At 64.8% G+C, this 22,439-nt stretch carries 26 protein-coding genes and 1 pseudogene; 25 read left to right on the forward strand and 2 right to left on the reverse strand.

What is annotated here, in order from left to right; translation table 11 throughout:
* Positions 1 to 3: 3 nt before the first annotated feature.
* The 7 genes from urtC (at position 4) to FIU94_RS21190 (ending at position 5,703) form a co-directional block, all read left to right on the forward strand.
* Positions 4 to 1,185, forward strand: a complete 1,182-nt coding sequence (urtC, locus tag FIU94_RS11730) for an urea ABC transporter permease subunit UrtC (RefSeq protein WP_152465971.1) — start codon at positions 4 to 6, stop codon at positions 1,183 to 1,185.
* Positions 1,182 to 1,937, forward strand: a complete 756-nt coding sequence (gene urtD, locus FIU94_RS11735; protein ID WP_152465972.1) for an urea ABC transporter ATP-binding protein UrtD — start codon at positions 1,182 to 1,184, stop codon at positions 1,935 to 1,937. Before urtC ends, urtD begins: the two co-directional genes overlap by 4 nt.
* Positions 1,924 to 2,619, forward strand: coding sequence for an urea ABC transporter ATP-binding subunit UrtE (gene urtE, locus FIU94_RS11740; protein ID WP_152465973.1), 696 nt, complete (start codon positions 1,924 to 1,926; stop codon positions 2,617 to 2,619). The genes urtD and urtE overlap by 14 nt, the downstream gene beginning before the upstream one ends.
* Before the next feature lie 506 nt (positions 2,620 to 3,125).
* Positions 3,126 to 4,409 carry a site-specific DNA-methyltransferase gene (locus tag FIU94_RS11745; RefSeq protein WP_152465974.1) on the forward strand — a complete coding sequence of 428 codons (1,284 nt, stop codon included), beginning with the start codon at positions 3,126 to 3,128 and terminating at the stop codon, positions 4,407 to 4,409.
* The gene (locus FIU94_RS11750; protein ID WP_152465975.1) at positions 4,406 to 4,618 is read left to right on the forward strand and encodes a hypothetical protein; all 213 of its coding nucleotides are present in this window, start codon (positions 4,406 to 4,408) and stop codon (positions 4,616 to 4,618) included. The genes FIU94_RS11745 and FIU94_RS11750 overlap by 4 nt, the downstream gene beginning before the upstream one ends.
* An 84-nt stretch (positions 4,619 to 4,702) precedes the next feature.
* The gene (locus tag FIU94_RS11755) at positions 4,703 to 5,416 is read left to right on the forward strand and encodes a recombinase family protein (RefSeq protein ID WP_254702527.1); all 714 of its coding nucleotides are present in this window, start codon (positions 4,703 to 4,705) and stop codon (positions 5,414 to 5,416) included.
* Positions 5,416 to 5,703 (forward strand): LysR substrate-binding domain-containing protein, encoded by a 288-nt coding sequence (locus FIU94_RS21190; RefSeq protein ID WP_172975896.1) that lies wholly within the window; start codon positions 5,416 to 5,418, stop codon positions 5,701 to 5,703. The genes FIU94_RS11755 and FIU94_RS21190 overlap by 1 nt, the downstream gene beginning before the upstream one ends.
* 71 nt (positions 5,704 to 5,774) lie before the next feature.
* Here FIU94_RS21190 and FIU94_RS11765 read toward each other — a convergent pair whose 3' ends face one another.
* The gene (locus FIU94_RS11765) at positions 5,775 to 6,755 is read right to left on the reverse strand and encodes a GlxA family transcriptional regulator (protein ID WP_254702528.1); all 981 of its coding nucleotides are present in this window, start codon (positions 6,753 to 6,755) and stop codon (positions 5,775 to 5,777) included.
* 132 nt (positions 6,756 to 6,887) lie between these two features.
* On the opposite strand from FIU94_RS11765, the gene FIU94_RS11770 reads away from it, so the two are divergent.
* From FIU94_RS11770 to FIU94_RS11785, 4 genes are all read left to right on the forward strand, one after another.
* Positions 6,888 to 7,358 (forward strand): hypothetical protein, encoded by a 471-nt coding sequence (locus FIU94_RS11770; RefSeq protein ID WP_152465976.1) that lies wholly within the window; start codon positions 6,888 to 6,890, stop codon positions 7,356 to 7,358.
* Between the two features lie 286 nt (positions 7,359 to 7,644).
* Entirely contained in the window at positions 7,645 to 8,475 is an 831-nt protein-coding gene (locus FIU94_RS11775) for an alpha/beta fold hydrolase (protein WP_152467032.1), read from the forward strand.
* 54 nt (positions 8,476 to 8,529) lie between these two features.
* Positions 8,530 to 9,324, forward strand: coding sequence for an alpha/beta fold hydrolase (locus FIU94_RS11780; protein ID WP_152465977.1), 795 nt, complete (start codon positions 8,530 to 8,532; stop codon positions 9,322 to 9,324).
* Positions 9,325 to 9,394: 70 nt separating this feature from the next.
* Entirely contained in the window at positions 9,395 to 9,820 is a 426-nt protein-coding gene (locus FIU94_RS11785; protein ID WP_152465978.1) for an organic hydroperoxide resistance protein, read from the forward strand.
* 52 nt (positions 9,821 to 9,872) lie between these two features.
* Here FIU94_RS11785 and FIU94_RS11790 read toward each other — a convergent pair whose 3' ends face one another.
* Positions 9,873 to 10,781 (reverse strand): LysR family transcriptional regulator, encoded by a 909-nt coding sequence (locus FIU94_RS11790; RefSeq protein ID WP_152467033.1) that lies wholly within the window; start codon positions 10,779 to 10,781, stop codon positions 9,873 to 9,875.
* A gap of 112 nt (positions 10,782 to 10,893) precedes the next feature.
* On the opposite strand from FIU94_RS11790, the gene FIU94_RS11795 reads away from it, so the two are divergent.
* The 14 genes and pseudogenes from FIU94_RS11795 to FIU94_RS11865 all read left to right on the forward strand — a co-directional run bounded on the left by FIU94_RS11795 (position 10,894) and on the right by FIU94_RS11865 (position 22,423).
* Positions 10,894 to 11,223, forward strand: coding sequence for a nuclear transport factor 2 family protein (locus FIU94_RS11795; RefSeq protein WP_152465979.1), 330 nt, complete (start codon positions 10,894 to 10,896; stop codon positions 11,221 to 11,223).
* Positions 11,220 to 11,999, forward strand: a complete 780-nt coding sequence (locus FIU94_RS11800; RefSeq protein WP_152465980.1) for an SDR family oxidoreductase — start codon at positions 11,220 to 11,222, stop codon at positions 11,997 to 11,999. The genes FIU94_RS11795 and FIU94_RS11800 overlap by 4 nt, the downstream gene beginning before the upstream one ends.
* Before the next feature lie 682 nt (positions 12,000 to 12,681).
* A complete protein-coding gene (locus FIU94_RS11805) occupies positions 12,682 to 13,599 on the forward strand; it encodes an NAD(P)/FAD-dependent oxidoreductase (protein ID WP_152465981.1) in 918 nt (305 codons plus the stop codon).
* Positions 13,596 to 13,829, forward strand: a pseudogene (locus tag FIU94_RS11810) (GTP-binding protein); the annotation flags it as partial. The gene FIU94_RS11805 and the pseudogene FIU94_RS11810, both read left to right, overlap by 4 nt.
* Before the next feature lie 82 nt (positions 13,830 to 13,911).
* Positions 13,912 to 14,193: a DUF6525 family protein gene (locus tag FIU94_RS11820; RefSeq protein WP_152465982.1), complete on the forward strand. Its 282-nt coding sequence runs from the start codon at positions 13,912 to 13,914 to the stop codon at positions 14,191 to 14,193.
* Between the two features lie 6 nt (positions 14,194 to 14,199).
* On the forward strand, positions 14,200 to 15,699 hold the full coding sequence (locus FIU94_RS11825) for an ABC transporter substrate-binding protein (RefSeq protein ID WP_152465983.1): 1,500 nt from the start codon (positions 14,200 to 14,202) through the stop codon (positions 15,697 to 15,699).
* 8 nt (positions 15,700 to 15,707) lie between these two features.
* Positions 15,708 to 16,625, forward strand: a complete 918-nt coding sequence (locus tag FIU94_RS11830) for an ABC transporter permease (protein ID WP_254702529.1) — start codon at positions 15,708 to 15,710, stop codon at positions 16,623 to 16,625.
* On the forward strand, positions 16,622 to 17,434 hold the full coding sequence (locus tag FIU94_RS11835; protein ID WP_152465985.1) for an ABC transporter permease: 813 nt from the start codon (positions 16,622 to 16,624) through the stop codon (positions 17,432 to 17,434). Before FIU94_RS11830 ends, FIU94_RS11835 begins: the two co-directional genes overlap by 4 nt.
* Positions 17,431 to 18,873, forward strand: a complete 1,443-nt coding sequence (locus FIU94_RS11840; RefSeq protein ID WP_152465986.1) for an ABC transporter ATP-binding protein — start codon at positions 17,431 to 17,433, stop codon at positions 18,871 to 18,873. The genes FIU94_RS11835 and FIU94_RS11840 overlap by 4 nt, the downstream gene beginning before the upstream one ends.
* A gap of 41 nt (positions 18,874 to 18,914) precedes the next feature.
* Positions 18,915 to 19,481, forward strand: a complete 567-nt coding sequence (locus tag FIU94_RS11845) for a DUF2796 domain-containing protein (protein WP_152465987.1) — start codon at positions 18,915 to 18,917, stop codon at positions 19,479 to 19,481.
* 2 nt (positions 19,482 to 19,483) lie between these two features.
* Positions 19,484 to 20,173: an ABC transporter ATP-binding protein gene (locus FIU94_RS11850; protein ID WP_152465988.1), complete on the forward strand. Its 690-nt coding sequence runs from the start codon at positions 19,484 to 19,486 to the stop codon at positions 20,171 to 20,173.
* Positions 20,170 to 21,420, forward strand: a complete 1,251-nt coding sequence (locus FIU94_RS11855; RefSeq protein WP_152465989.1) for an ABC transporter permease — start codon at positions 20,170 to 20,172, stop codon at positions 21,418 to 21,420. The genes FIU94_RS11850 and FIU94_RS11855 overlap by 4 nt, the downstream gene beginning before the upstream one ends.
* Positions 21,417 to 21,926: a DUF3299 domain-containing protein gene (locus FIU94_RS11860; protein WP_254702530.1), complete on the forward strand. Its 510-nt coding sequence runs from the start codon at positions 21,417 to 21,419 to the stop codon at positions 21,924 to 21,926. The genes FIU94_RS11855 and FIU94_RS11860 overlap by 4 nt, the downstream gene beginning before the upstream one ends.
* Positions 21,917 to 22,423: a DUF3299 domain-containing protein gene (locus FIU94_RS11865; RefSeq protein WP_152465990.1), complete on the forward strand. Its 507-nt coding sequence runs from the start codon at positions 21,917 to 21,919 to the stop codon at positions 22,421 to 22,423. Before FIU94_RS11860 ends, FIU94_RS11865 begins: the two co-directional genes overlap by 10 nt.
* Positions 22,424 to 22,439: the final 16 nt, after the last annotated feature.

The following is a 22,439-nucleotide window of genomic DNA, read 5'->3' on the forward strand; positions in this document are numbered from 1 at the left end:
CCCATGACCCAAACGAATGCCTCCCGAAAATCCTTTATCGCGCGCAACCCGTCGGTGCTCTATTTCCTTGCCGCCCTTGGGCTGTTCACCGCCATCGTCACTGTGATGTCCGAAGCCCTTGGCGCGGGCCTTATCTCGACTTCATTCGTCAAGACCTTGGGCAAAACCCTTTGCCTGTGCCTCGTTGCGATCGCGATGGATGTGGTATGGGGGTATTGCGGGATCCTGTCGCTGGGCCACTTTGCGTTCTTTGGTATCGGCGGCTACGCCATCGGTATGTGGCTGATGTATGCCCGAACCGAACTGATCGTGACACAAAGCCTTTCCGGGCAGGTCATCCCACCCACGCCGCAAGAGATATCAGATGCGATTGGCAACCAGATCTTTGGCGTCGTGGGATCGTCGGACTTCCCGGCCATCTGGATGTTTGCAGACAGCCTTTTCATGCAGCTCGCATTGGTTGTGCTGGTTCCGGGGCTCCTGGCCCTTGTGTTCGGCTGGCTGGCCTTTCGCAGCCGTGTAACCGGCGTTTACCTGTCGATCCTCACGCAGGCCATGACTTTGGCGCTGGCGCTTTACCTGTTCCAGAATGACAGCGGACTGAGGGGCAACAACGGCCTGTCGGGCTTGCAAAATATTCCGGGCTTTGCCGACAGCGAGCAGGATATGATCTCTGTCGTCTTCTTTCTTGTGTCGGCCCTGTCCCTCGCGCTTGGCTATCTGCTGTTTGCCTGGATCACCGACAGCAAGCTGGGCAACATCATTCAAGCCATCCGGGACGATGAATCCCGGGTGCGCTTTCTTGGCTATCACGTGGAAAGCTACAAGCTGTTTGTCTTTACGATCACGGCGATCGTCTCAGGCATCGCAGGCGCGCTTTATTATCCGCAAGCGGGCATCATCAACCCCGCCGAAATCGCGCCCATCGCGTCGATCTATCTGGCTGTTTGGGTCGCCATCGGGGGGCGCGGACGGTTGTATGGCGCCGTGATCGGGGCGGCGTTGGTCTCATTGCTGTCCAGCTGGTTCACGGGCGGGGGCGCGCCGAATATCGATTTGGGGTTCTACACCTTGAAGTGGGTCGATTGGTGGCTGGTACTGTTGGGGCTCACTTTCGTATTGGTCACGCTTTTCGCGCCCAAGGGCATCGCCGGAGTATTTGACAGATTGGTGCGTAAATCATGAGCTCTCTCCTGGAAATGTCAGGCATCTCCAAATCCTTTGACGGGTTTCAGGCCATCAAGAACCTGAGCCTGCAAATTGGCGAACCAGAATTGCGCGCCGTGATCGGCCCCAATGGTGCAGGCAAGACAACCTTCATGGACATCATAACCGGCAAGACAAGACCGGACGAAGGCCGCATCCTGTTCGGAGAAGACAACCGATCGCTGATCGGGATGTCGGAAAGCGAAATCGCCAGCCTCGGCATCGGGCGCAAGTTTCAGAAACCCACCGTTTTTGAAGCACAGACCGTTCGCGAAAACCTGGCCATGGCTCTCAGGAACCCGCGCGGCGTTTTTTCGGTTCTGCTGCATCGCAAGACCTCTCAGGGTGCCGAGCGGATCGAAGACGTCGCTGAACAGATTGACCTGACAGACCAGCTGAACCGGCCCGCCGGAGAGTTGAGCCATGGCCAAAAGCAGTGGCTTGAGATCGGGATGCTGCTCGCACAATCGCCACGACTGCTGCTCGTGGATGAACCGGCAGCCGGTATGACCGCGCATGAACGCGAACACACCACGGAGATCCTCAAGAAAGCGGCCCAGACCCGCGCGGTGATCGTGGTCGAGCATGACATGGAATTTGTGAGGCGGCTGAATTGCAAGGTCACGGTGCTGCACGAAGGGTCGGTGCTGGCCGAAGGATCGCTGGATCACGTTACCAGGAACAAGGCCGTCGTGGACGTATATTTGGGGCGCACAGATGCTGGCGATTGAAAACCTGACGCTGAAATACGGGCAATCCCAGATCTTGAACGGGATCACGCTGAACGCGCCTGTCGGTCAAGTCACCTGCGTGACAGGCACCAACGGGGTCGGCAAGACAAGCCTTCTGAAAGCCATCGCCGGACGGCATCCCTTCTCGGGCGGCAGGGTCGCGCTGAACGGCATCGATCTACCCTCGGGGCGCGCGGCCTTGGCTGCCAGGGCAGGGGTTGGGTATGTTCCGCAGGGGCGTGAGATCTTCCCGCTGTTGACTGTCGAGGAAAACCTTGAAACAGGTTTCGCCTGCCTGCCCAGATCCGAGCATAAAATTCCCGATGACATTTTCGACCTCTTCCCTGTTTTGGGCGAAATGAAAGCCCGTCGGGGCGGCGACCTGTCCGGTGGCCAACAACAGCAGCTCTCGATCGCCCGCGCGCTCATCGCCCGCCCCAAAGTTCTGTTGCTGGATGAACCAACCGAGGGCATCCAGCCCAACATCATCCAGATGATTGGCCGGACCATCCAGCTGCTTCGAGATCGCGGCGATTTGGCAATCGTCCTTGTCGAGCAGAGTTTTGAGTTTGCCTACCTCAACTCTGACCATTTCCACATCATGCAACGCGGACTGATCGTGGACTCGGTTCCGAAATCTCACGCCAGGAGAGAAGCCTTGTTGAACGCGCTTGCACTCTAGGAGCGATTCACCAAAGCGAACTAGGGGTGGAGATTGCAGTATTCGCAGCTTGCCGCAGAAGTGCTCTGCCTAGTTCCGACGATACTCATCGCTTCATCCGTCAATAGCACATGGCTAACTGGGAGAAGTGCCACCCGTCCAACAATGGTCGACTTATGCCGATAGCATCGGTTGTCTGTGAGAACACTGAATTGTGGCAATGCGCCAAAAGCGGTCGCCCATTCGTTTTTAATGTATGGCAGCAAGGTCCGCTTAGAAGTCCTCGTCGCGCGCCCTAGCGAAGGACGGCTTTGCCCTGCTTCAAATGAAGCCAGTTTTGTTCACCGAGCGGCGGAGTAGGGGGGCGAGACTCCCGGTAAAGATACCCTGCGACGCGCTGGCGGATGCAGTGCCAATCCCCAATATGTCGGCGGATGGCGTGGTATGTCGTTTACTGTCATGATTACAATGGCTTAACCCCTCTGTTAGAATGCCTCCGAGGCCAAGTCTATTCAGGAGCGGGGGTCATGGCGGTCAGAACAGAGACCAAAGCAGCGGCGGAGACCGGAGCGGCCGGGGCCAGCCATATCCGCCAATGCCCCGTCGCTGACCTCATCCCTTATGCGAACAACGCCCGCACGCACAGCGAGGCGCAGGTGGCACGGATCGCGGCTTCGATCCGGGAGTTCGGCTGCAACAACCCGGTGCTGATCGATGGTGGCAATGGCATCATCGCCGGACATGGTCGGGTGCTGGCTGCACGGAAGCTCGGCCTCGCGACGGTGCCGGTGATCGAACTGGCCCACCTCAATGAGGCACAGAAGCGCTCGTACATCCTCGCGGACAACAGGCTGGCGGAGCAGGCGGGCTGGGACCCGGAGCTGCTGGCTTTGGAACTGGGCGACCTCGGGGAACTGGGTGTTGATCTCACTGGCCTTGGCTTCGGCAGCCTGGAACTGGACGAACTTCTCGGACTGGACGTGGCTGACCCGAAGGAAGAGGCGACACCGGAACCTCCGGTCGTCCCCGTTTCTGGCCCCGGTGATCTGTGGTGCCTCGGACCTCACCGGCTGCTCTGCGGTGACGCGACGGACCAGGAATGCGTCACCCGCCTGTTGAACGGGGTAAAGCCGCACCTCATGGCCACAGACCCGCCGTTTGGCGTCAACTACGATCCTGACTGGCGCAACCGCGTAGAGGCCTCAGAGACCAAACGCACGGGCAAGGTGCTGAACGATCACCGGGCCGACTGGCGCGAGGCCTGGGCGCTGTTCCCGGGAGATGTGGCCTATGTCTGGCACGGCGCGCTCCACGCCACGACGGTTGCGGACAGCCTGATCGCGACGGGCTTCGACATCCGAAGCCAGATTATCTGGGCCAAGGAGCGCCATGTCCTCAGCCGGGGGCACTACCACTGGCAGCACGAGCCCGCCTGGTACGCGGTGCGCGGCAAGGGGCACTGGTCCGGCGACCGCAAGCAGTCGACGCTCTGGTCGATCCCCAGTCGGGATCAGGATGCCGCCACGATCCATGGTACCCAGAAGCCGGTCGAATGCATGCGCCGCCAGATGCTCAACAATGCGAGCCCCGGGCAGGCAGTCTACGAGCCCTTTTCCGGATCGGGAACCTCGATCATTGCGGCCGAGAGCTGCGGCCGGGTGTGCTTCGCCATGGAGCTGGACCCGGCTTATGTCGACGTGGCTGTTTTGCGCCGGCAGGCATTCACGGACAAGGAAGCCGTGCTGGAGGGGGATGGAGGGACCTTCGCCAAGGTATCCCAGCAGCGAACCGCCGGGGAGGTGGTGGCGTGAGTCAGTCGCGGATCATGTCGGGGGTGGAGGCAATAACCAACGTCGGCGTCGGTTTCGCGCTGGCGGTACTGGGCCAGGTGATGGTCTATCCGGTGGTCGGGCTCGAAGCCAGCCTGGGTCAGACCTTGCAGGTCGGTGCCGCGTTCACCGCGCTGTCACTGATGCGCGGCTACGTCCTGCGGCGTCTGTTCAACCGGTTGAGGGAGTAGATCATGGCGCGCCGTCGATCGTCCTCGATCCCGCCCAGATGCAGGAGGTCGAAACCCTCGCTGCGTTGCTGAACCGAGAGCAGATTGCTGACTACTTCGGCATCTCCCGCACGACATTCAAGGCGATCTGCTGTCGCGACGACGAGGTTCGCGTCCGGTATAAAAAGGGGAAAGGCAAAAGCCATCGCCCATGTTGCCAATGGTCTGCTGCAAAAAGCGCGGACCGGCGATACCAAGGGGGAAACGATCCTAGCGCAGTTCACGGAAGTCGAAAGCGGCCTCCGGAACGATCGGCCGGAACTCGCAAGGGCGCTACAATTGGCACGGATCACAGGCGCAACGCTGGTCATTGACCGTCTTTCCCGCAATGCCGCATTCCTGCTGACCCTACGCGACAGCGGCGTTGGGTTTGTGGCCTGTGACATGCCGGAAGGCAATAACCTGACCGTGGGGATCATGGCGCTGGTAGCACAAGCCGAACGAGAAGCCATCTCACGCCGCACAAAGGAGGCGCTGGCGGCGGCAAAGGCGCGTGGTGTGAAGCTGGGCAACCCGAATGGCGCAGCAGCCCTCTTGCGGGCTGGCAAGGGCGGTACCGCGCTTTGGGAAACGGTACGCCAGAACGCGGACGATCACGCGGCGGCGTTGGCGCCGGTTGTGGATGCCCTCAAGGCCGAAGGGCACACGACGTTGCGTGCCATGGCAGAGGCGCTCAATGACCGGGGCATGTTGACCCGGCGAGGTGGGCGCTGGCACGTATCCAGCGTGAGGAGTCTGCTGATACGGCTGGCTGTCTAGTGGGTCAGCGCGCTGGCCGACCCGCGCATCATGCCCGCCCTCATCATGGCCGGAGACGAGGACGGCTAGAAAATGGTCGACCCAACCATCTCGTCACCCTGTCGCCGCGGCTCGTTACCAGTGACATCGAAATCCTGCAGAAGGCGGCGATCCGGGGCGTCGGCGTGGCGCAACTGCGCGAATACCTCCGCGCCGCAGCCATCGCCGACGGCCGGCTTGTCCGCCTGATGCCCGACCTCACTACCGTTGCCGGCACAGTCTACGCCGTATTCTCACGCGAAATCTAAAGCGCCCCAACCTTCCGCGCCTTCCTCGACCATCTGGTGTCAGAGTTCCGCGAAGTCCTGCCCGCAAGTGGCTAGCCCTCCGTCGCCGCGATGCCGAAACGCTGTCGATAGGCGGCGGGGGCGGCGCCAACCAGCTTGTGAAAGATCTTCCGAAAGGCTGCCGGGTCAGAATAACCGACATCCCAGGCGATGCGATCCACCGGGTCTAGCGTGCGCTCCAGACCTTCCCGGGCCTTGGCGATGCGCACCTGCTGGAGGTAGGCGTTGGGCCGGTGCCCGGTCGCGGCAGTGAACCGACGCAGGAAGGTGCGTTCAGTCAGCCCGGCGACGGTGTGCAGGTCGGCCTGCATGAGAGGCTTGGAGAGATTGGCGTGCAGGTGGTGCTGGGCCCGGCGGATGGCCTCGTCGCCATGGTCGAACCGGGGGACGAAAGCCGCGAAGGGCCGCTGGCTGGAGCGAGGCGGGTCGATCAGCAAGAAGCGCGCCGTCGCGAGCATCGTGGCCGGGCCAAGGAAGCGTTCGACGAGCGTGAGGCCGAGGTCGGTCCAGGCCAGGATACCGCCCGCGGTGACGATGTCGCCGTCATCCAGCACCATCCGGTCGTCGGCGACGTCGATCTCGGGAAAGCGCCGGGCGAGTTGCTCGGCGAAGGCCCAATGCGTGGTCGCGCGTCGCCCGTTCATCAGCCCCGTCTCGGCCAGCACGAAGGCACCCGCACAGACCGAGCCGATCACCGTGCCCTCCGCATGCTGCGCGCGCAGCCAGGCGGCGGCAGCCGGGAACGGCTCCATGCGTTCAGGCATTACCAGGCTCGGCGGGGCAATGGCATGGCTCAGCCTATGCGGCAGGTCGGGGTGGCTGTCCCAGGTGCAGGTCACTGCCTCCTCGGACGCCACCCAGTGCGATACGCGGATCAGGCGACCGCCCGCCCATTCACCTGCGATGCGGAAGAGGTCGGTCATGCCGTAGATCGCCGAGAGCTGACAGTCAGGGTAGATCAGCAGCCCGATCTCGGCCACCGGGACGCCCGTCGTCTTTGGCTGTGTCGTCACGCCTGCATTCCTTCCTGGTTTCAAAGCTCGGGATTGTCCCGAAATTCGCAATTCGACATCTCAATTTGTCCCGCTTATCTGAACGACCCCAGGCCTATAGCTTCGAGTCACAACGCAATCGGAGTGAAAACCATGCAATACTACCAAGTATTCATAAGCGCCGAGCAGACCGCTCAGGCCTATCGTATCCTCGAAGCTCTTATCGACAGGCAACTTGTCTTCGGCGGCCCGATCGTCGGTGGCCCGGCCAAGTTCCTGTGGAACTTCAAGGACAGCGACGTGCCCGAGGGCATCCGCAAGCCCAAGCTGCTCACGCTGGAGCAGGATTACAACTACATCATCAGCTACACCCGCGAGGACCTGAAGGAAGAGCTGATCGAAGTAGCCGAGGCCGCCTCGCTCGAGGAGGTCTGCATGATCTCCTTCCTGCCGATGGAAACCAACCGCTCCCTGCGTCTGCTGCTGGATGCCTCCTTCGAGGGCAAGGGCGAGCTGGCAGCGCCAGAGCCGGTAGATGCGACGGTGGCGCTCACCTTCGTGCCCAGCGAGCAGATCCCGTCGCGGACCAAGAGCTCCAACGGCGAGATCGGCACCCGCACCTGACAAGGCTCCCGGCGGAGCCCCTTCCGCCGGGCCGGCCCCCATCGGGCGGGGCGATGCCGCCCAAGGGTCAGCGACGTTCATCATTGTCAGTTTTGCCTCGAAGGTTGTCAGATTCGCCACGTCCCTTGATGCCGCGCCTTGTCTATCTCTGTCCACATCGAAACCGAAAGGACTGGCAATGACACCTGATCTCACACGGCGGGAAATTCTCAAGGGCGCAACGGCTGCGGCCGCGCTCCTCACCTTGCCGACTTCCATCCTGGCTCAATCAGAAGGACTTTTCACAATGGCAACGATCACGACCCGCGACGGCACCGAAATCTTTTACAAGGACTGGGGCCCGAAAGACGCCCAGCCCGTCGTCTTCCACCACGGTTGGCCGCTCTCCGGTGACGACTGGGACAACCAGATGCTGTTCTTCCTCGCCCATGGCTACCGCGTCATCGCCCACGACCGCCGCGGCCACGGCCGCTCCGAGCAGGTCTCAAACGGGCACGACATGGACCACTACGCCGCCGACCTGGCGGATCTGGCAAAGGCGCTGGACCTACGCGATGCCATCCACATCGGCCATTCCACCGGCGGCGGTGAGGTGGCGCGCTACGTCGCCAATGTCGATCCGGACCGGGTCGCCAAGGCTGCACTGCTGGGCGCCGTGCCGCCGATCATGGTGGCCTCCGAGACCAACCCTGACGGCGTGCCGCTGGAGGTCTTCGACGGCTTCCGCGCCGCCCTGGCCTCCAACCGCGCCCAGTTCTTCCTCGACGTGCCCAGCGGCCCCTTCTACGGCTTCAACCGCGAGGGCGCCGAGATAAGCGAGGGCCTTATCCGCAACTGGTGGCGGCAGGGAATGAACGGCAGCGCCAAGGCGCATTACGACGGGATCAGAGCTTTCTCGGAAACAGACTTCTCCGAGGACCTCAAGGCCATCACCCAGCCGGTGCTGGTGCTGCACGGCGAAGACGACCAGGTCGTGCCGATCGAGAACTCGGCGCACAAGGCGATCGAGCTGCTGCAGAACGGCAAGCTGAAGACCTATCCCGGCCTCTCGCACGGGTTCTTCGCCACCCACCCAGACCTCGTCAACGCCGACCTGCTGGCCTTCGTCCGCGGCTGACGCCGCTCCGCCGATGCGCTCCGCTCAAATCCTCCTTCGAAAGGAAACCAGACCATGACCAGACTTCAGAACTTCCTCGCCGCCTCGGCCGCCGCCGTATTCATCGGAACCATAGCCACGACTGGCCAGGCAGAGACCCGCATTCCCGACGACCAACCCATCCGCAACATAGTGCTGGTGCACGGCGCCTTCGCCGATGCATCCGGCTGGCGCGGGGTCTATGACGACCTCACCGGGCGGGGCTATAGCGTGACGATGGTACAGAACCCGCTGACCTCGCTGGCTGATGACGTGGCCGCCACTAACCGCGCGCTGGAGCGCCAAGACGGTCCGGCGATCCTCGTCGGCCACTCCTGGGGCGGCACCGTCATCACCGAGGCGGGCGTGCATCCCAAGGTCGCAGGGCTGGTATATGTATCCGCCCTCTCGCCGGACGCGGGGGAGACCACCGCGCAGCAGTACGACGGCTTCACCTCGCCGCCCGAGTTCGTGCTCGACATCGGTGAAGACGGCTACGGCTTCGTCGCGCCCGACAGCTTCCAGGCCGGCTTCGCCCATGACGTGAGCGACGCCGACGCGGCTTTCATGCGCGACGCCCAGGTGCCGATCAACATGGAGGTTTTCGGGACCGTGCTGGAAAATGCAGCCTGGCGGACCAGGCCGAGCTGGGCGGTGATCGCAACCGAGGACAAGGCCTTCGCGCAGGAGATGCTGCACCACATGGCCGATCGCATCGGGGCGAAAGTCACCGAAGTGTCGGCCAGCCACGCGGTCTTCATGACCCAGCCCACCGTGGTGGCGGCGACCATCGACGAGGCCGCCCGCGAAGCCGTGGTGCCCGCCAACTGAGCCCCCCTATTTGCGACTGGAAGCCCCGCGCTTCCGGTCGCCCCCCACGGATCAAACCAAGGAGACACGCATGACCATTCTCTACACCACCCACGCCACGGCCAGCGGCAACGGCCGCGACGGCATCGCCTCCATCGAAGACGGGGCCATGACCCTCTCGCTCTCCACGCCCAAGGCCCTCGGCGGCACGGGCGGGGACGGGACCAACCCCGAACAGCTCTTCGCCAGCGGCTACGCGGCCTGCTTCCTCAGCGCCCTGAAATTCATCGCCGGTCGCCAGAAGCAGAAGCTCTCCGACGAGACCAGCGTCACCGTCACCGTGGGCATCGGCCCGCGCGCGGACGGGGCGGGGTTCGGGCTCGATATCGCGCTCGCCGCCAGCTTGCCCGGCCTCGATGAAGATGCAGCCGCAAGGCTGCTGGAAGAGGCCCACGCCACCTGTCCCTATTCGCACCTCACCCGTGAGGGCGCGAAGGTGCGCCTGAGCCTGGCCTGAAGTCCCCGGCGAGGGTATCGCATTGCCTCCCCGGCGATGCCCTCGCCGTGTTTCAGCGCCTCCGGGCAGACCGCGCTAGTTCCCGCGCGAGGTCCACGAAGACCTTGAAGGCCGCGGGCGGGTTGCGGCGGCTGGGGTAGTAGAGGCAGAGCGGCGCGAGCGGGGGCGTCCAGCTCTCCAGCATCCGCACCAGCCGCCCCGCGTCGATATCCGCCTGAACATCCGATTCCATGAAATAGCCAATCCCCACCGCCTCCAGCACGGCGATCCGCGCGAGGCTCGCCTCGTCCAGCGTTATCGGCCCCTTTACGTCCACCTGCACCGGCTCGCCATCGGCCTGAAATTGCCAGCGGAACATGCCGCCGTTGGGCAGCCGGGTGCGGATACAGTCATGCGCCAGCAGGTCGGAGGGCACCCGCGGCAGTGCTCGGGTCTCGAGATAGGCGGGGGCGGCCACCACCGCGTAGCGGCGCGGCGGGCCGATTGGGATCGCGATCATGTCGCTGGGCACCAGCGGCTGGCTGCGCACCCCGAAATCGAAGCCATCGGCCACGATATCCACCAGATTGCCTTCGGTAACCACGTCCACGGTAACGTCCGGAAACCGCCGCAGGTACTCCAGCACCAGCGGCGACAGGAACTCGCGCCCGGCGGTGGCGAAGGTGTTGATCCGCAGCGCGCCCGAGGGCGTCTCCTGCTGCGCGCGCACTGTGTCGAGGGCCTGGTGGATGTCGCGCAGGGCAGGGCTGACCTGATCCACAAAGCGTCGCCCGGCCCCGGTGAGCGAGACGCTTCTGGTGGTGCGGTTGAAGAGCCGTACGCCGAGCTGCTCCTCCAGCTTGGCGATCGCGTTGCTGAGCGCGCTAGTCGACATGCCCAGGTCGATCGCCGCCGCCCTGAACGAGCCCCGCCGGCTGATCGCCAGCACCGCGTCGAAATCCGTCAGCTTGTACATGGCCATTATCCCGAAAAGCGCAATGCCACGTCTCAACTTGTCCCGGTTATTTGCATGGCGTCAACGCTTTAGATTAGGGGCAATCGGAAACGTACATAAGACGAAAAGGAGAAAGACCGTGAACTTGAACCTCCCCCAGACAATCGAGGCCTACTTCAAGGCCGACAAGAAGGGCAGCGCCCAGACGCTGTCGGAGCTGTTCACGCCCGATGCCGTTGTGGTTGATGAAGGCAACACCTACACTGGGCGCGACGCGATCCGGCAGTGGATGGCGAACGCCTCGACCGAGTACACCTATACCGTCGAGCCTTTTGCGCGGGCCGAGGAGGACGGGCGCACCGTCATCACCAGCCACCTCGTCGGGAATTTCCCCGGCAGCCCGGTGGATCTGCGCTACTTCTTCGTCCTTGAGGGCAACCAGATCGCCGAACTGGAGATCGTCCCATGATCCCCTTCCTGACGCTCGAAGGCAAACGCGCCCTCGTCACCTCCGGCACACGCGGTGCCGGAGCCGCCACGGTGCGGCTCTTCTCCGAGCTGGGTGCGAAGGTGCTCACCACGGCCCGCAGCAGGCCGCCCGAGTGGGAGGGGGCGCAGTTCGTCGCCGCCGACCTCACCACCGCGGAGGGCTGCGATAGCCTCGCCGCGGCGGTGCAGGACCATCTTGGCGGGGTCGATATTATCGTCCACATGCTCGGCGGCTCCTCGGCCCCCGCAGGCGGCTACCGGGCTCTCGATGACGCGGAGTGGCAGCGTGAGCTCGACCTCAACCTGATGCCCGCCGTCCGGCTGGACCGCGCGCTGCTTCCAGCGATGGAGGCGCAGGGCTCCGGCGTCGTCATCCACGTCACCTCGATCCAGCGTCAGTTGCCCCTGCCAGACGCGACCACGGCCTATGCCGCAGCCAAGGCGGCGCTCTCGACCTACTCGAAGAGCCTGTCCAAGCAGGTCTCACCCAAGGGCGTGCGCGTGGCGCGGGTCTCTCCCGGCTGGATCGAGACCGAATCCTCGGTCGAATTGGCAAAGCGCCTTGCGGGCGAGCACGGCGTGGATATCGAGGCGGGCAAGCAGATGATCATGGATGCCCTGGGCGGCGTGCCCATTGGACGGCCCTCCAAGCCGGAGGAGATCGCAAGCCTGATCGCCTTCATCGCTTCGGACCGCGCGGGTACCATCACCGGCACGGAATACGTGATCGACGGCGGCACCGTGCCGACAGCCTGAAATCCCCGAGGTACTGAGCAGCGATGGGCGAAACCGATAGTTATCGCTTTGCGGCCTGCCCATCGCCCTCAGAGCGGGGTTTGCGGAAACCTGTGATATCGAAATAGTTATCGTTTCAGATACGCGACGTTCGACGGATCGACGTTTGCGAAGCCAGGAGACTAGCCTGTTGAAGCGCACAGCCGGAACGATGAAACACGTTGTTTTGAGAAAGGGATGCTTTCTTCACAGAACCGTCGCAGGCTGGAGAAGGCTAGATGTCAGGCCCATCCCCTCCGCCACTTGCCCCGGCGAATGCGTTCTCTCGATCCGGCTGCCCCCGTTTTCTCTCTTTTTTCTAAGGGTTTTGCGAAAGGGGCGGCCAAGCAAAGTGTGCACGCAGCTACCAAACACGGGTGGGGCCCGTCTTCCTTAACTAACGAGTTCGATAGCCTCGCGGAGACATCGGAAATGCGCGTCGAGACCGTGATCTGCCACTGAACATTCATTCAGCCGCGAGCGGCGCATTCGCGGCAAAAACCTGCTTGCCTCCCGCAAGTGTTATAAGATAACTATTCAATTACGTAATAACGTATCATTAATGGATTGGGTTTTGCTTCGCGGTCGTTCGAAGACCGCGTCTCCCGATCCTCAGAAAACACTGCCCCGGCGCGGTCGCGACCGGCAACGGAGAGGTCATGCCATGTTAGATGCAGTAATAGTCGGAGGAAGCTTCGCAGGCCTGAGCGCCGCTTTGCAGCTTGCGCGGGCAAGCCGATCCGTTCTGATCATTGACGAGGGCCTGCCGCGCAACCGGATGTCCGCCGCAGCGCATGGTGTGCCGGGCTGGGACGGTGTGCCGCCGGCCGAGATCCTCGCGCGGTTCCGGGCAGATCTGGCGGGTTATCGGACCATCCGCTTTCTGGATGACCGGGCAGAGGACATCTCGGGCGCAATCGACGCTTTCGAAGTGACAACCCGGAGCGGAGAGCGCATCGACGCACGCCGGATCATTCTGACGCACGGGGTGCGGGACATTTTGCCCGACCTGCCGGGTCTTGCCGGGGCCTGGGGTCGCACAGTCCTGCATTGCCCATACTGCCACGGGTACGAGGTCAAGGGACAGCCGCTGGCTGTTCTCGCTTCGGGGCCAATGGCGGCCCATCAGGCGCAGATGCTCCGCGCTGACTGGAGCGGGGACGTCACTGTGCTGGTGAACGGTGTCGATACCCTGGACACCAAGGCACTGACTGCGGCCAACATCAGGATCGAACCGCGCAGGCCCCTGCGGCTGGTGTCCGGCGACGGTGTCAGGGTCTGCTTTCAGGACGGACCGGCAGCTGATTTCGCGGCCATCTTCACCGCCCCGAAGGTCGACCTTGCGGGATCTCCGGCCGTGCGTCTGGGTGTGGGACTGTCCGATGGTCCAATGGGGCCATTCGTCCGTACCGGGGCGATGCAGCAGACCGATACGCCCGGTGTCTTCGCCGCCGGTGATCTGACGACGCCGATGTGGAACGTCAACTTCGCCGTCGGTGATGGCGCTCGCGCCGGTGCGGGCTGCCACCAGTCGCTTCTCTTCCCCGATTTCATCCCAGCTCTCGAAAAGGGGGCCGCATGACGACCAGCCCCGATCCCCGCCTTCCCGTCACCGTCCTGTCCGGTTTCCTGGGGGCCGGCAAGACGACCCTTTTGAACCGCGTGCTGAACAATCGCGACGGGCGCCGCGTCGCTGGCATCGTCAATGACATGTCCAAGGTGAATATCGACGCCGATCTCGTCCGGGCGGATACCGAACTGTCGCGCACGGACGAAACACTGGTCGAGATGCCCAACGGCTGCATCTGCTGCATCGCTCTGTGCCGATCGAGGGCAGGGGCGTGACCCGGCTGATGCGCGGGCTTGATCCGGTCCAGGACCCGGAGCAGGCGGCATGACGCGCAACATCTCCACCACGCTGCGCCGTCGCCGCAGGACCGACCCGATGCAGGCGTATGACGCCCTGCCGCGCCCCTTGCGGGCCTGGATGGCGCAGGCTGCGCTGCCCTGGTCGCCCGCCTCCTGCCGGAGGATCTGGGCCAAGGCCCGGTCGGAAGGTGAACGCGCCGATGACATTCTCGCCCGGCTTGCAAGGGCCGAACAGAAGGCTCTTTCCCGCGACCGGCTCTCGCTGCCCGGCTTGAGCCGCGCCTCTCTCACCCAATCAAAAGGATAAAAGTCCATGAAGCACACACTGGCAGTCCTTGCCGCAACTCTGTTTACCATTGCGCCACCTGTCTTGGCCGACGACAGGCTGGACGTCGTGGCGCAGTTCGAGATCCAGCCGCCGGAGCCGTCCACCACGGGCTATATCTTCACCCGCATGGGCGTCGCGGAAACCCTGGTAAATGCAGACCCGGACGGTGCATTGACGCCGGGGCTGGCGACCGACTGGGCGGCGTCCGAGGACGGTCTGAACTGGACCATCACCCTGCGCGACGGGGTGCAGTTTCACGACGGCACCGTCATGACGGCGGAGACGGTTGCCAGCGCGCTCGACATCGCGCGGGGCAAACCCGGCCCGCTGTCAAAGACACCGGTGGCCGGGATCAGTGCCGGGGATGGCACGGTTGTCATCACCCTTTCCGAACCCTTTGCCGCGCTGCCGGCCTACCTCGCCCATTACAGCGCGCAGATTCTTGCGCCCGCCGCCTATGGTGCGGACGGCGCGGGGGTCGCGGCCATCGGCACCGGACCTTACAGTGTGACCGACCTGACCCCGCCGCTGAGCCTGAAGGCCGAAGCCTTCCCGGACTACTGGGGCAGCGCGCCGCATGTGCCGAACGTCAGCTATGCCGCTGTCAGCCGGGTGGAAACCCGCGCGCTGATGGCCGAATCCGGTGAGGCGGATTTCGTCTTTGGCCTCGATCCGGCTTCGGTGGCGCGTCTGGACATGTCGGACGCGGCGACCGTCCATTCCGTCGCCATTCCGCGGACGCTGCTGTTGAAGGTGAATGCCAGCCACCCCGCCCTGTCCGAGGCTGAGGCACGGCAGGCGCTGTCTCTCGCCATCGACCGCGACGGCATTGCCAAGGCCGTGCTGCGCTATCCCGAAGGCGCGACGCAGCTTTTGCCGCCATCGGTGGGGGGCTGGCACGACGAAACGCTGGCCCCGCTGGCCTACGACCCCGACGCGGCCAGGGCACTTCTGGCCGACCTGGGCTGGACCGCAGGCAACGACGGTATCCTGACCCGCGACGGACAGCGGTTTGCCCTCACCCTGACCACCTATCCCGACCGCCCTGAATTGCCGCTGGTCGCATCCGTGCTGGAACAGCAGTTTCGCGCCATCGGGGTGGAGCTGACGATCAACACCACCAACTCCTCCGAGATCAGCGCGGGCCATGCCGACGGGTCGCTCGACCTCGGGCTGATCGCGCGGAACTTCGGCCTGATCCCGAATCCTGTCGGCACGGTCCTGTCGGACTATGCGCCGACGGGCGACTGGGGGGCGATGGGCTGGCAGAATGACGACATCGTGGCGCTGGCCCGCGCCGTCGCTCGCGGCGGTGGCTCGGATGCCGACCGCGCCCGGATCGTCGAGATCCTGCAAACCGAGCTGCCGATCATCCCGATCGCCTGGTATCGCCAGACGCTGGCCGTGGCCAAGGGCGTCGAGGGCGCGGTGTTCGACCCGTGGGAACGAACCTTTGGCCTTCAGGAGCTGAAGCTCACACCATGAACACGTTGATGACAAGGGGCATACAGGCCCTGATGGTGGCGGTCCTGATCGGGGCCGCAACCTTTGGCATGATGCGCGCCCTGCCGGGCGATGCGGCCTACCGCATCGCCGCCGGTCGGTATGGGTACGACAATGTCGATACCGCCGCCGCCGATGCGGTGCGCGACGAACTGGGGCTGGGCGGCCCGGCGCTGCCCGCTTTTCTAAGCTGGCTGGGCGATCTGCTGCGGCTGGACTTCGGCAATTCGCTGGTCTCGGGCCAGCCTGTTATTGAAGAGATCGGCCACCAGCTGGGCGCGTCGATGGCGCTGGCCGGGGTCGCGGTTGTGCTGTCGCTGATCCTCGGCCCGCCACTGGGCATCCTTGCGGGGCTCAGGCCCGGCGGGCTGCTCGACCGCGTGCTGCTGGTCATGTCCACGGGGCTGAAGGCGGTGCCGCAGTTCCTGATGGCCCTGATCCTCATCCTGATCCTGTCGGTGCAGTTCCGCCTGCTGCCCGCCGCCGGACACGGAGAGGCGCGCCATTTCATCCTGCCCGCGCTGGCGCTGGCCCTCGGCCTGGCCGCCGTCAACGCACGGATCGCGCGGGACGCGATGGCGCGGATCGGGGCGATGCCCTTCTACAGCTTCGCGCAGTGGAAAGGGCTGAGCCCGCGCCAGACGCTGCTGCGCCACGGGTTGCGCAACGTCTCGGTGCCGCTGCTGACCTATCTGGGGCTGCAATTCGTCACACTCGTCGAAGGCGTCGTGGTGGTCGAGGCGGTCTTTGGCTGGCCCGGCATCGGCCACGCGCTGGTCCACGCCATCTTTTCGCGCGATGTGCCGATGGTGCAGGGCACGGCGTTGTGCCTGGGGCTGAGTTTCGTCCTGATCAACGCGGTCATCGACCTGCTCACCGCCCGCATTGATCCAAGGAGAACCGCATGACCGATGCTGTCGCAATCCCCCGCCCCTCAGGTCAAGCCACGCGCTGGACCGGGGCGCTTCTGGTCGCCGCCGTGCTGGTCTTTTCCTTGATCGGCCCGCTGGCCGTGCCGGGGGACCCGTTCGCGCAATCCCTGCTCAAGGCGCTGTCCGGGCCGGAGGCGGGAGCGCCGCTTGGCTATGACCACCTCGGGCGGTCGATTTTCCATCGGCTGGCTGCGGCCCTGCGCCTGTCGCCTGCCATCGCGATAACCGCCGTGCTGACCGCCGGTCTTGCGGGTCTGGCCCTTGGCACGCTTGCGGCGGCGCGCGGCGGCTGGACCGACCGGGTTCTGGTGATGCTGGCCGATGCGCTGCTGGCCTTGCCGGGGCTGCTGCTGGTGCTGATCGTGCTGGCCATCGTACCGGGCACGGCGCTTGGCTTCTGGGCCGGTCTGTCGCTGGTGCTCTGGGTGGAGTTTTTCCGCCTGACCCGCGCCGCCACGCGCGAGGTGCTGGCGTCACCCGCCGTGCAGGCCACGCGGCTGCTGGGCTTCGGACCCGGCTACATTTTCCGCACCCACATCTGGCCGGAAATTGCGCCGATGATGCTGACCGCGGCGGCCTTTGGCACCGCGACGGCGATCATGGCCATCGCGGCACTTGGTTTCGTGCATGTGGGCATGCGGGCCCCGACACCGGAACTGGGGCTGATGATGGTCGAACTGCTGCCCTACTGGCGCGAGGCGCCGCTGGCGCTGCTGTCGCCGGTCATCGTCACCTTCGCCCTGCTGCTGGGCCTCACCCTTCTGGCCGGGAGCCGCGAAACATGACCCTTCTGATAGCCGAAAACATCACGGTGTCGCAGAACGGCGCAGCGATCCTGCACCCGGTTTCCCTGCACCTTGAGCCGGGTGAGCCGCTGGTCATCCTCGGTGAAACCGGGTCGGGCAAGAGCCTGCTGGCGCAGGCCATCATGGGCACCCTGCCGCACGACCTGACTGCACGGGGTCGGGTGGCCCTGGGCGATCACCTGCTGGACGCGGCGCGGCCCGATGGGTTCCGTCCGCTCTGGGGTCTTCAGATCGCGGTGCTGCCGCAGGAGCCGTGGCTGTCGCTTGATCCGCTGATGCGGGCTGAGGGACAGGTGGCCGAGGCGCATCGGCTGGTGCGTGGCCTCGGGGCAGGGGAGGCGCGGGCGCAGGCGGCGACCGACCTCGACCGGCTCGGGCTTTCGGGGGCAGGGCACCGCTATCCACACGAACTGTCGGGCGGCATGGCGCAGCGCGTGGCCATCGCGGCGGCGCGGGCCGGGGGCGCGCGGATCGTGATCGCGGACGAGCCGACCAAGGGACTGGACGCCGCGCGCCGGGACGAGTTGGCCGACCTGCTGCTGGCCGAACTGGCGCGTGGCGGCGGGCTGCTGGTCATCACCCATGACCTGGCGCTGGCGCGGCGTGTCGGCGGGCGGATGATCGTCCTGCGCGAGGGGCGCGTTGTCGAAACCGGCGCGACCGCCACCGTGCTGCGGGCGCCGACAAAGCCCTACTCCCGTGATCTCATCGCGGCGGACCCGGAAAACTGGACCCGGCGGAAACCGGCGGCGGCAGGAGCCCCCGTGCTGACCGCGACCGGGCTGGCTGCGGAGCGGGGCGGTGCGCGCCTGTTCTCCGACCTGTCTTTTGATCTCGCCGAGGGTCGTATCCTTGGTGTGACCGGGCCGTCCGGGTGCGGCAAGTCCACGCTTGGTGACGTGGTTCTGGGGCTGATCCGTCCCTCTGCGGGCCGTGTCGAACGCGCCAGTGGGCTGGCGAAAACGGGTTTTCAGAAGCTCTACCAGGACCCGGTCGCGGCGTTCCCGCGGCACCGGACACTGGGGCGCACGCTGATCGACGTCGCCCGGCGTCATGGCCAGTCGCATACGCGGATCGACGCGCTGTTGCCTCGGCTGGGCCTCGCCCCGCTGCTGCTGACCCGCAGGCCCGGCGCCGTATCGGGCGGAGAGCTTCAGCGTCTGGCGCTTCTGCGTCTCCTGCTCGTCCGGCCGAAGTTCATCTTTGCGGATGAGCCGACGTCGCGCCTCGATCCCCTCACGCAGAAGCAGGTGATCGACCTGCTTGCCGAAACGGCCGCGACCGAAGGCTGCGCCATCATGCTGGTCAGCCATGACCCGGCGCTGGTCACGCGGACGGCGGACCATGTTCTGTCGCTCGGCACGGAAGCGGTAAAGGCGGATGTGGCCGCGCCACGCGTCGTGGGGGCGTTGCAATGACCCGCTTAACTCTTCATCAATCAACCTCGAAAGGACCCACCGTGAAACCGATCCATCTGGCGCTTGCCGCCGCGACCCTTGCCGTACCTGCCTTTGCGCAGGACACCCGTGAAATGGGCGCCCATGTGCATGGCGTCTCGACCGCTGAAATCGCTGTCGAACACGGCGTGGTCGAGATCAACATCCACGCGCCCGGCATGGACATCGTCGGCTTTGAATACGAAGCGACATCGGCCCAAGACAAGGACGCCGTCGAGGCTGCCATCCGCACCATGCTGATGCCGGAAAACCTTGTGACCCTGCCCGAGGCCGCTGGCTGTCGCCTGACGGAAGTGCTGGCGCACGTGCATGGCGGCGATCATGACCACGATAAAGACCATGCCGAAGAAGACCACGGTCACGACGATCACGGGGATGAAGCGCAGCATAGCGAGTTCCACGTCACCTATGCCTATGCCTGCGAGAACGAGGACGCACTGACAACGATTTCCTTCCCCTTCTTCGACCAGTTCGAAAACGCGCAGGAGATCGAGGCGCAATTTGTCACCGAAACCGCAGCGGGCCAGGCGGAAGTCGGGCGCGGCGCGCCGGACCTTTCGCTGGAATAGGCATGGCTGACCCGGCACTGACCCTGAACGATGTCCGGTTCCGCTGGCCGGGGCGGGCGGCGTTCGGGGTGTCGGTGCCGGGGTTCCAAATGGAGCGGGGCGAGAGCGTTCTGCTCTTGGGCGAAAGCGGGTCGGGCAAATCTACCCTGCTGTCGCTGATCTGCGGGATCGTCACGGCGGACAGTGGGCAGGTCGTGGTTGGCGGAACCGACCTTGCGGCCCTGCGCGCCGGAGCGCGGGACCGGTTCAGGGCCGAACGGATCGGCGTGATCTTCCAGCAGTTCAACCTGCTGCCCTATGCCAGCGTGTCGGACAACATCCTGTTGCCGCTGCGCTTTGCCCCTGAACGCCGCAAACGCGCCGCACCGGACGAAGCTGCGACGCTTTGTGCCGCGCTTGGCCTGCCCGGGGGGATCACCAGCACGACCGCCGGGCGCCTCTCGGTCGGTCAGCAGCAGCGCGTCGCGGTGGCGCGCGCCCTGATCGGTCAACCGCCCCTGATCGTCGCGGACGAGCCGACCTCGGCGCTGGATGCCGCGACGCAGGACACATTCCTGGGCCTGCTCTTTGACCGGATCGCGGCAACCGGCGCATCCCTGCTGATGGTCAGCCATGACGAAAGGCTGGGCAAGAGGTTCGACCGCGTGGTCCGCCTCTGCGACATCGCACGGACCGAAAGGCTGGCCGCATGATCCTGCGCCTTGCCATTGGCTCGCTTCTGGCGCGGGCGCTGACCGTCGGCATGACGATCCTCGCCATCGGCCTGTCGGTCGCGCTGTTCCTCGGCGTGGAAAAGGTGCGCACCGGCGCGCGGGCCAGCTTTGCCGACACGATTTCGGGGACGGACCTGATCGTGGGCGCGCGGTCGGGGTCGGTTCAACTCTTGCTCTATTCAGTCTTCCGGATCGGCAATGCCACCAACAACGTGAGCTGGGAGAGCTATCGCGACATCGCCGCGCGGCCCGAGGTCGACTGGATCGTCCCCATTTCGCTTGGCGACAGTCACCGGCAGTTCCGGGTGATGGGGACCACGCAGGCGTTCTTTGAGCACTACAAGTATCGCGGCGGCCGGTCGCTGGAAATTGGACAGGGGCACGGGCTGAGCGACCTCTACGATGCCGTGATCGGGGCCGAGGTCGCGGCGACCCTTGGCTACGCGGTCGGCGATCCGATCGTTATCTCCCACGGGCTGGCCAGCTTTACCGAACATGACGATCAGCCCTTCCGCGTCGCCGGGATCATCGAGCGCACCGGCACGCCGGTCGACCGCACGGTGATCGTCAGTCTTGAGGCGATCGAGGCCATCCATGTCGACTGGCGATCCGGCGCGCAGACCCCGGGCCGGACCACGCCGGTCGACCGCATACGCCAGATGAACCTGCAACCCTCGGCTGTCACGGCGGCGCTGGTTGGTGTGAAATCGCGGCTTCAGATCTTCGGCCTGCAACGGGCGATCAACGCGTACCCGGAGGAGCCTTTGCTGGCGATCCTGCCGGGTGTCGCCCTGCAGGAACTCTGGCAGATCGTTGGCGTGGCCGAAACCGCCCTCACGGCGGTGTCCGCCATGGTCGTGGGCACGGCGCTCCTGGGGATGATGGCGATGATCTTTTCATCCCTGAACGAACGGCGGCGCGAAATGGCGATCTGGCGGGCCATGGGCGCGCGGCCTGCGACGATCCTTGGCCTGCTGGTGCTGGAAGCGGCGCTCATGGCGGCCACCGGCGCGGTTCTCGGGCTTGCCCTGCTTTACGCCGGGCTGGTCATCGCGCAGCCGCTGGTCGACAGCGCCTTCGGCCTCTGGTTGCCGATCAACGCGCCGACCGCCCGAGACCTCTGTGTTCTCGCAGGTGTGATCGGCGCCGCCGCGATTGCAAGCCTTTTGCCCGCGCTCCGGGCCTACCGGCTTTCGCTCGCCGATGGTATGATGGTGAGGATATGACCACGCATCCGTCCAGACGCGCCTTCATGGCCTGTGCCGCCGCGACCCTTGTTCCGGGCCGCGCACTGGCCAATCCCTATCGCGAAATCGGCTGGGAGGATCTGATCCCGGCGGGCGTGCCTTACGGGCAGATCATCGGCCCCGGCCAGATCGACGCGGTCAACGACACCTGGGTGCCGGAGTTCGACGCCAACGCCGCGCGGGCGAACGAAACGCTGAACGGCAAGCCGGTGAAGCTGCCGGGATATATCATCCCGTTCGACATGACCTCGAAGGGCGTGACCAGCTTCATGCTCGTGCCTTATGTCGGTGCCTGCATCCACACGCCGCCGCCGCCGCCGAACCAGCTGGTATTCGTCAGAACAAGGACACCCTGGCCAAGCGAGTCGATGTGGGACCCCGTCTGGGTGTCCGGTCGCCTGTCGGCCAAGGCGATGACAACCCAGATCGCCGACGTTGGCTATCAGATCGCGGCGGAGAAGATCGAGACCTACAAATGGCAGTAGACCGCCCCTCGCGTCGTGCCGTCCTCCTCGGGCTGGCAGCAGCGGGGCTGTCGGGCCGGACTTTCGCGGAAACTGTAGTCGACCTCGAATGGCGGGACCTTTTACCTACCGGCGACCAATCTCTCCCCGGCAATCTTGCGGGGATCTTGCCGCACGACGAAAGCAGCCTGGCCGCGCAGCAGCCGATGTCGACTGGCATCCGCACCGACTGGAACGGTCAAATCGTTCGGCTTTCAGGGTTCATCGTCCCGATCGACTACAAGGGCACGGGCGTCACGGCGTTCATCCTGGTGCCTTATGTCGGTGCCTGCGTGCACGTGCCGCCGCCCCCGGCGAACCAGCTTGTCTTTGTCACCACGGGCACGCCCTATGAAAGCGCCGGCATGTTCGAGGCTGTGACCGTGACCGGCATGTTCGGAAGCGCATCGACATCGACCCAACTTGCCGAGATCGGATATGCGCTGTCAGCGGATGAGATTCAGCCTTACCGCGCGTAGCGATCCATAGCAGACA

Origin of the sequence: Sulfitobacter sp. THAF37, assembly GCF_009363555.1 — a bacterium.
Lineage (GTDB): Bacteria > Pseudomonadota > Alphaproteobacteria > Rhodobacterales > Rhodobacteraceae > Sulfitobacter.